Genomic DNA, 12,502 nt, shown 5'->3' with positions numbered 1-12,502 from the left:
TAATTTGTTAATGTATTAACATTATCTTCTTGTATTTGATAAACCATATAAGTAAAATTAATAATTATTTTTACTAATTAAAGTTTATTTATATAATTTATTATGATTAAGATTTCTGATTTAGCTCATAAACATCTTGTTTTCCTTTTGTCTAAAGAACCAATTGGAACCCAGATACGTGTATTTATTAAAAATCCAGGAACACATACTGCAGAATGTGGATTAGCTTATTGCTCAAAAGAGGAAATAAAAGATTTAGATGTTGAATTTAAATATGATAAATTTAACGTTTATGTGCATAATTCTTTTGTTGATCATCTGAAAGATTCTGAAATTGACATTTTAGTTGATAATATCAGTTCTCAACTAACTTTTAAAGCGCCGTATGCAAAAAAAAATTTTTCAATAAAAGAAAATTCTTTAGAAAAAAAAATAAAAAATTTTTTAAATATTGAAATTAATCCTCAATTGTCAATGCATGGAGGTCAAGTTAATTTAGTTAAAATCACATCAAGTAATACCGCTATAATTGCATTTAGTGGAGGTTGTAACGGATGCTCTATGATTGGGTTAACTTTAAAAGAAACAATTGAAAAAAAATTACTATTTTATTTTCCTGAAATAAAAAAAGTGAGTGATGAAACAAATCATTTACGCGGGAATCATTCTTTTTATTAATTTGTTGTTTTTTAATGATTTAAAGAAGTTAGCTCTCCTCTTAAATTAGTTTGCATTTGAGTACGTATGTGTGTATCTGAGATATTTTGACTTAATAAAAAATGTAATTTTGTTAACGCCGCTTCTATTGTTAAATCATAACCACTAATTACTCCAACGTTAATAAGCGAACTTCCAGTTGCATATCCGTTCATATTAACTCGTCCAGATATGCACTGCGTTAAATTAACAATGATAATGTGTTTTTGAAATGCTATATTTAATTCTTCTAAAAAATTTTTATGTTGAGGAGCATTTCCTATTCCGTATGTACATAAAATTAATGCTTTTACTGGATATGACAAAAAGTTTTTAACAACTTGATTAGAAATTCCAGGATAAATAGTTAATATACTAATTGGTTGAGGAAAAATTTGATGGATTTTAAGTTTTTTTTCATTTTTTTTCGGTTTTTCTTTATGTAAAATCTTAATTTTGATTCCAACTTCTAACAATGGATCTAAGTTTGGAGATAAAAAAGCATTAAAACCATCTGCATGTGCTTTAGTAGTTCTGTTTCCTCTGTACAATTTATAATTAAAAAATAAGGTTACTTCATTAATTGGATGATTAGCTGCTATTAAAAGTGCATTTAATAAATTTTGACGACCATCTGAACGAGCTTCTGACAAAGGAATTTGAGATCCAGTAATTATAATTGGTTTTTCTAAGTTTTCAAATATAAATGACAGTGCAGATGCGGTATACGCCATTGTATCAGTTCCATGGAGAACTATGAATCCATCGTATTTATTATAATTTTTCCCAATGTCATTTGCGATTATTTGCCATTCTAAAGGAGTCATATTTGAAGAGTCAATTAAAGGTTGATATTCATTTATAATAAAAGAAGGAATTTCTGGACTGTGAAACTCTTCCATTTTTACTAGTTGTTTTTGAAGATGTCCGGACGCAGGAATGTATCCGTATTTTGTTTTTTTCATTCCAATGGTTCCACCTGTATAAGCAATATATATAAATTTTTTCTTCATTTAGAAGCTCTTTTTTTGATTATTAATATTTATTTATAGATACTTTTTTAATATAAATTTAATTTTAATATAAAAATAAAATTTTTTATAAATAAAAAATAATTTTTTTTAAAAACTAAAAATATAACTTATAGGCGATGTATTTTTTATAATATTACTATTATCTTTTAATAAATCAAGTTGTCTAATTTTTTAGTTTTAGAAATAATTATTATTATGATCAAAAAATTAGAATTTATAAATTTTTTATTAAAAGTAAGATAGTGTAATGCACTAAAATAAGTATTTTAAAGTGAGTATATATGTTTGATGTAAACCATAATATAGAATTAAATAAAAGACGTACGTTTGCCATTATATCTCACCCTGATGCTGGTAAGACCACTATTACTGAAAAAATGTTACTTTTTGGAAAAATAATTCGAACTTCTGGAACAATTAAAGGAAGAGGTACTGGAAAATATGCTAAATCAGATTGGATGAATATTGAAAAAGAAAGAGGTATTTCTGTCACAACTTCTGTTATTCAATTTGCGTATAAAAATGTTTTAATAAACTTGTTAGATACACCAGGACACCAAGATTTTTCAGAAGATACATATCGCATTCTCACTGCAGTTGATTGTTGTTTAGTAGTAATTGATGCTGCAAAAGGGATTGAATCTCGAACTAAAAAGTTAATAGATGTGACTCGTTCACACAATACTCCTATTATTACTTTTATTAATAAATTAGATAGGGATAGTCTTGATTCAATAGAACTTTTAGATCAAATTGAACAAGAATTACAATTAAATTGTGTTCCGATTACTTGGCCTATTAGTTGTGGAAAAAATTTTAAAGGCATATATCATTTATATGATAAATATATTCATTTACATCTCAATCAAATAACTGAGAAAAGTAATATATCAAGTTTAATTTCTTTATCTGATGTATTAGATACAAAATTAGATCATCATATTGGAATAGATTTATCGGTGCAGATTCGAGAAGAATTAGAATTAATTAGTAACATATATCCTTTTTTTAATAAAAATAAATTTTTAAAAGGCATTTTAACTCCTGTTTTTTTTGGAAGTGCGCTTAAAAATTTTGGAATTGATCATTTGTTAATGAGCATTATAAAATGGGCACCAGCTCCTCTTAAGCGTCAAAGCGATATAAGGATAGTTAATCCTCAAGAAAAAAAATTTACTGGTTTTGTATTTAAAATACAAGCGAATATGGATTTAAAACATCGTGATCGAGTTGCTTTTATAAGAATTGTTTCAGGACAATATAATAAAGGTATGAAAATAAGACACGTCAGAATCAAAAAAGATATTATAGTTTCTAATGTTTTTTCATTTATTGCTGGAGAAAGATTTGCTATAAAAAGAGCTTATCCAGGAGATGTTATAGGATTTCATAACCATGGAACTATTAGAATTGGAGATACATTTACAGAAGGTGAAGAAATAAAGTTTATTGGTATACCTAGTTTTGCTCCAGAAATATTTCGTCGTATTCTTTTAAAAAATCCTCTCAAACAAAAACAATTAATAAAGGGTTTAATACAATTGTCAGAAGAAGGAGCTATTCAAGTTTTTCGACCAATAATTAATAGTCATATTATTTTAGGAGCTATTGGAATACTTCAGTTTGATGTTGTAATTGAACGTCTAAAAATAGAATATAATGTAGACGCGATATATGAAAAAGTAAATATTTCTCTTGCTCGTTGGATTAGATCAAAAAATTGTGATATCACTTCATTTCAAGAAAAAAATAAAACTTATTTAGCTTTTGACAATTCAAAAAATTTAATATATCTTGCGCCGAATGCTGCAAACTTAAATATATCAATTCAACAATATCCTGGCATTTCTTTTCATAAGACAAGGGAGCAATAATTTCTATTAAAATATTATATAAAATTCTTTAATCACTTTGTTGGATATAAAAATGAGACGAGTTTTTTTAATGATTTTAGATTCTTTGGGAATAGGATCAAGTTTTGATGCAGAAAATTTTAATGATTCTGGATCAGATACGTTTGGTCATATATCAAGAGAATGTTTTTTAGGGAACGCAAATAAAGGAAGAACAGGCTTGTTAAATATTCCAAATTTATCAAAATTAGGAATTTTAGAAGCTTCAAAAATGTCTACAGGAGTTTATCCTTTAGGTTTTAGTAAAGTAGATCTTATTGGAAGCTATGGATTAGCAAGTGAAATTTCTTCTGGAAAAGATACTACTTCAGGACATTGGGAAATCGCTGGTGTTCCAGTTTTAGATAATTGGTTTTATTTTGAAAATAAAAAAAATAGTTTTCCTGATGAACTAATTCAAGAAATTATCATCACGTCAAAAATACCGGGTATTTTAGGAAACTGTCACTCATCAGGTATAGAAATTCTTAATGTTTTTGGTGAAGAACATATTAAAACTGGAAAACCAATTTTTTACACTTCAGCAGATTCTGTATTTCAAGTAGCTTGTCACGAATTTAAATTTGGATTGTCTAAATTGTACAAATTATGCGAAATTATTCGAATAATTTTAAACAAAAATGGATTTAAAGTTGCAAGAGTAATTGCTAGACCTTTTTTTGGAGAAAGCAAGTTAAATTTCCAACGATCTGGTAATAGAAAAGATTTATCTATGGAACCTTTTGATGATACTGTTATGATAAAATTAATCAAAGAAAATCAAGGTGCAGTAGTAGGAATAGGTAAAGTTTCTGATATTTATGCTGGAGTTGGTATAACCAAAAAAGTTAAAGCTGTTGGATTAGAAGAATTATGTAATTCTACTGTGATGGAAATTAAAAAAGCAAGAAATAATACTATTATTTTTACTAATTTTGTAGACTTTGATTCTAATTGGGGGCATCGTCGAGATGTTTCTGGATATGCACAAGGATTAGAATTTTTTGATTTTCGATTATCTGAAATTATAAATTTAGTCAAAAAAACGGATTTATTGATAATTACTTCAGATCACGGATGTGATCCTACTTGGAAAGGATCAGATCATACTCGAGAATATATTCCTATATTAATTTATTATCCAGGTATTAAAAAAAAATTTTTAGGTCATCGTGAGACTTTTTCTGATATTGGTCAGACAATTGCAAAATATTTTCTTTTGTCTGATATGAAATATGGTAAAAATATGCTTTAAAATTAAAATCTTTTTTAAAAGGAAAAAAATAGTGCCTACCCCTCATATTCACAGCAAAAAAAATGATTTTTCAGATACAGTTCTTATGTCAGGAGATCCTGTACGAGTAAAATATATTGCGGAAAATTATTTAGATGAGATTTTAAAAATTAACGATGTTCGTTTAATGTTAGCTTATACTGGAAAATATAAAAATAAAAAAATTTCTATTATGAGTCACGGGATAGGAATACCCTCTGCCGCTCTTTACGTGAAAGAGTTAATTACTGAATATAATATAAAAAAAATTATTCGTATAGGAACTTGTGGTGCTATACGGAATGATATAAAATTACGAGATGTTGTAATTAGTATGGGCGCTTCTACTGATTCTAAATTTAATAGAGCGCGTTTTAAAAATCATGATTTTGCTGCTATTTCAGATTTTAAAATGATTTTAAATGCTGCATCAGTAGCTAATAAAATGAAAATAAAAGTAAATATAGGTAATTTTTTTACAACAGATTCTTTTTATACGGAGGATCAAGAAACATTAAATATATTAAAAAAATATAATATTCTTGGAGTAGATATGGAAACTGCTGGAATATACAGTGTAGCTGCGGAATTTAAAGTTCCAGCTCTATCAATATGCACTGTTTCTGATCATATTATAAAAAAAGAAACATTAACTTCAAAAGAAAGAGAATCTAGTTTTAATGACATGATAAAAATAGCTTTAGAGTCTTCTTTATTATAAAGTTTTCAAGAACTAATATATTTTATTACATTTTTATGGTGAGAAAGGGATTCGAACCCTTGATACGTTTCCATATACACGCTTTCCAGGCGTGCTCCTTAAGCCTCTCGGACACCTCACCTTTTTAATTTTTTATTATTTTATAGTTTACTTATACTAAAAAATAAATTCTTTAAATACGTATTTAACGCATACTAAAACAACATTTTAGAATAGAAAACTAAATGACGTCAAGTTTTTTACTTAAAAATTATTTTGTATAATAAAATGTACAATTATTAAATTTTTTTAAAGAACACTAGAAATAAATTTATCTAATTTTGATAAAGCATGTTTTATTTTTAAAAAATTTAGCAACCTTCTAAAAAGTATTAACAAACTAAATTTTTAAAAACGTTTTTCAAAATTTTTTAAAAATAGATTAATTAAAAAACTATATTTTTTAAATAAAAATAAAATGAGCTATTTTTAATGATTTACACTTTTAAAACAATTATATTTCAATATCAATGAATTAATTTTTTAGTATTAATAACTGTTTTATATAAATAATAGTATAAATCTTTTGAAAATTAAAATTATCAAGAATTAAAAAATATGTTTTGATATTATTTTATATTTTAAACGTGTGTTTATGTCTTTGCCAGTGATAATCGCTGAGCATTGGTTTTATTAACAAATTATTATAGTAATAAAAAAATGGCAGAAAAACGAAATATTTTTCTAGTTGGACCCATGGGTGCTGGTAAAAGTACTATTGGTCGTCAGTTAGCTCAACAGCTTAATATAGAATTCTATGATTCCGACCAAGAAATTGAAAAACGGACTGGTGCTGATATAAGTTGGGTATTTGATATAGAAGGCGAAAGTGGTTTTCGTGAAAGAGAAAAAAAGATTATTAATGAATTGACTCGTAAAAATGGTATTATTCTTGCTACAGGTGGAGGTTCAGTAAAATTCAGAGATACTCGTAATTCTTTATCTTCTAGAGGAGTTGTGGTGTATTTAGAAACAACAATTGAAAAGCAATTATCTCGTACTAAAAGAGATAAAAAAAGACCATTATTAAATAAAGAATCTGTTTCAAATCAAATTATTTTAGAAAAATTAGCACGCGAACGTAATCCTTTATATAAAGAAATAGCAGATATTACTATTAAAACTGATAATCAAAGTGTTAAATCTGTAGCATATAATATCATTCGTTTGCTAGAAAAAATATAAAAATAGTTAAAAATATAAAATTTTAAATGGAGTATTAAGATTGTGGAGCAGATAAAAGTTGCACTAGGAACGAGAAGTTATTCTATTAGTATAGGATGCGGGATTATCGAAAAAGATAATATATTTCATCCTTTACAATCAGGAGATCAAGCTATGTTAGTGACTAATAGAACAATAGCTAATCTTTTGAAAGACAAGGTATTATTTCATTTAAGACAATCTGGAATAAAAGTTGATCAAGTTATTCTTTCAGATGGAGAACAGTACAAAACATTAAATGAAATGGAATTAATTGTTTCTGATTTATTAGAAAAAAAACATTCTAGAGATACGACTCTAATTGCTTTAGGCGGAGGAGTAATAGGTGATTTAACTGGTTTTTCAGCTTCCGTTTATCAGAGAGGCGTAAAGTTCATTCAAATTCCAACAACTCTATTATCTCAAGTTGATGCTTCCATTGGTGGTAAAACTGGTGTAAATCATTTACTTGGTAAAAATATGATTGGTTCCTTTTGGCAACCATCTTCTGTTATCATTGATATTAATTGTTTACGTACTCTTCCTTATAGCGAACTCGTATCGGGCGTAGCCGAAGTAATCAAATATGCTATCATTTTTGATGCTAATTTTTTTTATTGGTTAGAGGAAAAAATGGATGATATTCTTTCTTTGAATCGTGATTCAATGTCTTATTGTATTAAAAAATGTTGTGAATTAAAATCAAAGTTAATTTCTCTTGATGAAAGAGAAAATAATTTGCGTGCATTATTAAATTTTGGTCACACATATGGTCATGCAATTGAAGCGCATTCAGGTTATGGTAGTTGGTTACATGGTGAAGCAATATCTGTAGGAATGGTAATGGCATCACGTACTTCAGAATTAATGGGATATTTAAGTTCAATAGATTATAAAAGAATATTGAATTTATTAAAAAGAACTGGCTTGCCAACTAAAGGGCCTAAAAATATGTCAGCAGCTTCTTATTTACCATATATGATGAGAGATAAAAAAGTTGTTTCAGGAGAAATAAGACTGGTACTTCCTATTTCTATTGGAAAAGCAGGAATATATAAAAGTATAGATAAAAACACTATTTTAACTGCAATTAAAGACTCTCAGTAGTGATTATATAAATTTTATTTTTAAATTTTTTAAGAATTTAATTTGTTTTATAAAACTATAACTTTATTTTTTATAAACAGAGTTATCGTGCGAAATCACTAACACAATTGTTAGAATAAATACATAGCAAATAACATATCAATAAAAACTTATTAAATAAGTTTATTAATTTTTTAAATGTTAGATATGTGTTTTAACATTTTCTCATATTTATTTTTAATATTCAGTTCATTTTAATTTTTTATCAATTTTTTGATAGAGGATATTCGTAATGAAAAATTTTTTTTTAGCTCCATCAATTTTATCCGCTGATTTTTCTCGTTTAGGAGAAGATACAAAAAAAGTTATAGATGCAGGTGGTGATTTAATACATTTTGATGTTATGGACAATCATTATGTTCCAAATTTAACAATAGGACCAATGATTTTAGAGTCATTAAGAAATTATAACATTACTGTTCCAATTGATGTGCATTTAATGACAAATCCAGTAGATAACTTAGTTTCTAAATTTGCTAAATCTGGAGCAACTTCTATTATTTTTCATCCAGAATCTACTCAACATATTGAAGGAACATTGCAATTAATTAAAGAACATGGATGTAAAGTTGGATTGGCTTTTAATCCTACTACGTCTCTTAATTTTTTAGATTATGTAATAGAAAAAATAGATTTAATTTTGTTAATGGCAGTTAATCCAGGATTTGGAAATCAAATTTTTTTACCATCTACATTTAATAAATTAAGAGAAGCTCGTAAGCGTATTGATACCAGCTCTCCTAATGTATTATTACAAGTAGATGGAGGAGTTAAAGTTGAAAATATTTGCGAAATAGCGTTATCTGGAGCAAACGTCTTTGTTATTGGATCTGGAATATTTAAATATTCTAATTATTCTTTAATAATTCAAAAAATTCGTGAAGAACTGAACAATGCTCATTTTAGATTAATTCATTAATCTTTGATTATTTATTGTATTTTTTATAGGAATTAAGATGACTGATTTTAAACCGATATTATTTAGTGCTGTACAACCATCTGGCAAATTAACTATTGGTAATTACATAGGAACAATGCAGTATTGGTCTCAAATGCAAAATGATTATCAATGTTTGTATTGTATTGCTGACTTGCATGCTTTGACTTCATTAAAAAAATCAAAAAACTTACAAAAATCTATATTTGATACGCTAGGATTTTATTTGGCTTGTGGATTAGATCCAAAAAAAAGTATTATTTTTGTTCAATCTCACGTTTATCATCATTGTCAATTAAATTGGATTCTGAGTTGTTTTAGTCGATTTGGAGAATTACTTAGAATGACTCAATTCAAAAAAAATCGAAAAATAGATGGAAATAATTTTCAACATGTAAATGTTGGTTTATTTAATTATCCAATTTTAATGGCTGCAGATATTTTATTATATCAAACTAATTTAGTACCCGTAGGTAAAGATCAAAAACAACATTTAGAGTTAGCACGAAAAATAGCTTGTCGTTTTAATTCTTTGTATGGAAATATATTTAAATTACCCGCTCCTTTAATTAGAAATTTTGGTTCAAAAATAATGGCTTTGTTAGAGCCAAGTAAAAAAATGTCTAAATCTGATGTAAATAAGAATAATGTTATTTTTTTAATGGATGATATACCATCTGCGATGTTAAAAATAAAAAATTCTGTAACTGATTCAGATCTTCCTCCAAAAATATATTATAATACGCAGAAAAAATTAGGTATTTCAAATTTATTAGAGATTCTTTCAGCTACTACTAAAAAAACGATTAGTGTGTTAGAAAAAGAACTTGATGGTGTTATGTATTCTGAATTTAAAAAAATTGTTGCAGATAGTTTATCTAAATTTTTATCTAAATTACAAAAATCTTATTTCAGTTATCGTCTTGATGAAACTTATTTAAAAAAAATAGTTTTTGAAGGAGCAATTCAAGCAAAAATAAAATCAGAAGAAACCATAAAAAAAATACATTCTATACTGGGGTTAACAACTTTTTTTTAAATAAACCAGAAATTTTTTTCTTGTTCCAGTTTATTTAAAATGTTATAAATTTTTTTTATTTAAAATTTATAATTTTTTTGAATTTTTTTGATGTTTCATTAGAAAATTAATTAAGATAGACAAAACAAATACTATTCCATATAGTATACTTGAACTTAATAGAACTGTGTATAATCCTTTTTTTTCAACAATAGGACTGGTGATAATAAATGTAAGCAATGTACCAATAGTTCCAAATAATAAAATAAAATTTATTAATTTTGGAGATGGTTTATTTGTTTGCAAAGAAGCTAAGGTAATGATAATTGTATAAATCGCACTAGAAAAAAAACCCAAACCGACAATAGTAAATTGCAATAAAAAATAATTTTTAATATGTATAAACATATACATTAAAAAAGTAGAAATTCCGGTAAGAAAAATAAGAATAAGTCTTAAATTAAAAAATTTGATTATAAAACTAAGAACCCACATACCTATCATATATGACATCCAAAAATTACTAACTAATCTTCCAGTTTGTTTAAGATTAATATTTATAATTTTAGATCCATATTGTGGCACCCAAGAAATAAATCCTAACTGACCTAAAATATAAAGCATTGCAGAAATTGATAGTAAAAATACGTTCATATTCCATTTTTCTTTATCAATATTTTTATGGATAACGTTTTTTTTTAATCTTGGAAAAGTAAGATTAATTGTTAAAAAAATAATAGCTAAATAAATGCTTCCTATACATGTATAAATCCAATACCATGGAATCTGTTTTTCTAATATATGTGCTGCAATTACTGGAAATATCATTCCTGACATACTAAAAAACGAATCAGTTAAAAGCAGCCTGGAACCTCTTTTTTCTTCAGGATATACATGAGTTATAATAAAAGTACCAATTGACATTGTGATACCACTTACCAATCCTAATACAAAGATATTGATAGAAAAATAAAATATACCATGTGAAAACATGATACCTATTACAGCGATAAAAGTGAGTAAAAATCCAAATATGAGTTGCTTTTTTAATGACACAATTTCAATTAACCAAGAATTTAATAAAATAGCCGTCAAAATGCCTGCATTTAAAAAAGTAAAAGTATTGCTCATTCTAGAGATAGATAAATGAAAATAATCAGCAATGTTACCTATAATCATTCCAGTAACTACAACTAATGCGCCTGTAAAAGCGTATGAAAAAAAGCTAATCCATACAAGTCCTATTCGATTTATATCGTTCATTTTTATCACCATATTATTGCATAATTTTTTAAAATTTATATAAATTTCCCTTAACAAAGATATCATAATTTTTTTAAAATTTTTTGTTTTATAAATTTTATAAAATTAAGAAAGTCAATTAAAATAATATTTTTTAATTATTTAATTGAATTAGTTTATGATTTTTTGTTGATTTATTTTAATTAAAAAAACATTGAATATTTAAGATTAATTATGGATAGAACGTATTAATTTTTTATAAAATGAAAATACTGTTCTTTTTTAGATAAATTATGAATTTATAAATCTTTTTATTAATAACTTTTAAAATACTGGCACCGTTTATTAAAAATTTTATAAATATGTAAAATTTTTAAAAAAGATAAAAGATTTTTTAATAGTTGTTTTTAAAACAATTCATTTCTATAATAAAAAATCTATATGTAAAATTTAATGTATACTAGTTTTTTGGAGCAGCAAATGTTTTTTTTTCTGTTAAAAAGAATTATGTTTTTGTGTATAATAATCTATACTCCACAATCCTTTTCAGCATTAGCTTCATTACCTAATATTCCTGTACAATCTTATTTAGACATGAAAGATAAATTTCATAATAACAATGATAAATTGAGTTATTCTTTAGGTGTTTCGTTAGGTAATTACATTAATCAATCCTCTGAAAAACAAAAAAAAATAGGCATAATTTTGAATAAAAAATGTATCCTGTTAGGAGTTCAGGATTCTATATTAAACAAATTAAAATTATCCAATCAAGAAATAATTTCTATTCTGCAAAGTTTTGAAGAGCAAGTTAATAATAAAAAAAAGATAGAATTTAAAAAAGAAGCAGAAGATAACTTATCGCAAGGAACATTATATATAAATAAATTTTCTCGTATGAAAAATGTAATAAAAACCTCTAGCGGATTATTGTATGCTATAGAAAAAAGAGGAGAAGGAGAAAAAGTTCAAGATAATTCAAAAATAACAGTACATTATAAAGGAACATTTATCGATGGAAAAGAATTTGATAACTCTTACAAAAAAAAACAACCACTATCATTATTTTTAAAAGATGTCATATTTGGATGGCAAGAAGGTTTAAAATATATTCACAAAGGTGGTAAAATTAAGCTGATTATACCTCCTTATTTAGCATATGGAGAGCAAGGAACAAATAATATTCCTTCAAATTCTACAGTGATTTTTGATATAGAACTATTAGATGTGACTGTTTAAAAAAAGTTCTATTAAAACATTAAAAACAATAAATATGTAAAAATAATAAATAAGTAATTCAC

General features: G+C 25.7%; 11 protein-coding genes and 1 tRNA gene. 9 read left to right on the top strand and 3 right to left on the bottom strand.

The window, feature by feature from the left end:
• The first annotated feature begins 102 nt into the window (after window positions 1-102).
• Entirely contained in the window at window positions 103-678 is a 576-nt protein-coding gene (locus D9V75_RS02635) for an NfuA family Fe-S biogenesis protein (RefSeq protein ID WP_158343927.1), read from the top strand.
• 11 nt (window positions 679-689) lie between these two features.
• Here D9V75_RS02635 and ansA read toward each other — a convergent pair whose 3' ends face one another.
• Window positions 690-1,709, bottom strand: a complete 1,020-nt coding sequence (gene ansA, locus D9V75_RS02630) for an asparaginase (RefSeq protein ID WP_158343925.1) — start codon at window positions 1,707-1,709, stop codon at window positions 690-692.
• A gap of 302 nt (window positions 1,710-2,011) precedes the next feature.
• On the opposite strand from ansA, the gene D9V75_RS02625 reads away from it, so the two are divergent.
• From D9V75_RS02625 to deoD, 3 genes are read left to right on the top strand one after another with little or no spacing between them, the layout of a single operon-like run.
• Complete coding sequence (locus D9V75_RS02625) at window positions 2,012-3,604, top strand: peptide chain release factor 3 (protein ID WP_158343923.1); 1,593 nt, start codon at window positions 2,012-2,014, stop codon at window positions 3,602-3,604.
• Between the two features lie 52 nt (window positions 3,605-3,656).
• A complete protein-coding gene (locus D9V75_RS02620) occupies window positions 3,657-4,877 on the top strand; it encodes a phosphopentomutase (RefSeq protein ID WP_158343921.1) in 1,221 nt (406 codons plus the stop codon).
• A 31-nt stretch (window positions 4,878-4,908) separates the two neighbouring features.
• Window positions 4,909-5,616 (top strand): purine-nucleoside phosphorylase, encoded by a 708-nt coding sequence (gene deoD, locus D9V75_RS02615; RefSeq protein ID WP_158343919.1) that lies wholly within the window; start codon window positions 4,909-4,911, stop codon window positions 5,614-5,616.
• Between the two features lie 36 nt (window positions 5,617-5,652).
• On the opposite strand, the gene D9V75_RS02610 is transcribed toward deoD, so the two are convergent.
• Window positions 5,653-5,737: transfer RNA gene (locus D9V75_RS02610), tRNA-Ser, on the bottom strand.
• Between the two features lie 578 nt (window positions 5,738-6,315).
• On the opposite strand from D9V75_RS02610, the gene aroK reads away from it, so the two are divergent.
• The 4 genes from aroK (at window position 6,316) to trpS (ending at window position 9,980) form a co-directional block, all read left to right on the top strand.
• Window positions 6,316-6,840 carry a shikimate kinase AroK gene (gene aroK, locus D9V75_RS02605; RefSeq protein ID WP_158343917.1) on the top strand — a complete coding sequence of 175 codons (525 nt, stop codon included), beginning with the start codon at window positions 6,316-6,318 and terminating at the stop codon, window positions 6,838-6,840.
• A gap of 33 nt (window positions 6,841-6,873) precedes the next feature.
• Complete coding sequence (gene aroB / locus D9V75_RS02600) at window positions 6,874-7,965, top strand: 3-dehydroquinate synthase (protein ID WP_158343915.1); 1,092 nt, start codon at window positions 6,874-6,876, stop codon at window positions 7,963-7,965.
• A gap of 271 nt (window positions 7,966-8,236) precedes the next feature.
• On the top strand, window positions 8,237-8,923 hold the full coding sequence (rpe, locus tag D9V75_RS02595) for a ribulose-phosphate 3-epimerase (RefSeq protein WP_158343913.1): 687 nt from the start codon (window positions 8,237-8,239) through the stop codon (window positions 8,921-8,923).
• A 37-nt stretch (window positions 8,924-8,960) separates the two neighbouring features.
• A complete protein-coding gene (trpS, locus tag D9V75_RS02590; protein ID WP_158343912.1) occupies window positions 8,961-9,980 on the top strand; it encodes a tryptophan--tRNA ligase in 1,020 nt (339 codons plus the stop codon).
• 66 nt (window positions 9,981-10,046) lie between these two features.
• Here the strand turns inward: trpS and tsgA are convergent, their stop codons facing one another.
• Window positions 10,047-11,222: an MFS transporter TsgA gene (tsgA, locus tag D9V75_RS02585; protein ID WP_158343910.1), complete on the bottom strand. Its 1,176-nt coding sequence runs from the start codon at window positions 11,220-11,222 to the stop codon at window positions 10,047-10,049.
• A gap of 486 nt (window positions 11,223-11,708) precedes the next feature.
• Between tsgA and fkpA the strand changes: the two genes are divergently transcribed.
• Window positions 11,709-12,440: an FKBP-type peptidyl-prolyl cis-trans isomerase gene (fkpA, locus tag D9V75_RS02580; RefSeq protein ID WP_315984340.1), complete on the top strand. Its 732-nt coding sequence runs from the start codon at window positions 11,709-11,711 to the stop codon at window positions 12,438-12,440.
• Window positions 12,441-12,502: the final 62 nt, after the last annotated feature.

The sequence above is a fragment of the Buchnera aphidicola (Muscaphis stroyani) genome (assembly GCF_005080865.1).
Classification (GTDB): domain Bacteria; phylum Pseudomonadota; class Gammaproteobacteria; order Enterobacterales; family Enterobacteriaceae; genus Buchnera; species Buchnera aphidicola_AG.
This window is presented reverse-complemented; position numbering and strand designations above follow the sequence as displayed.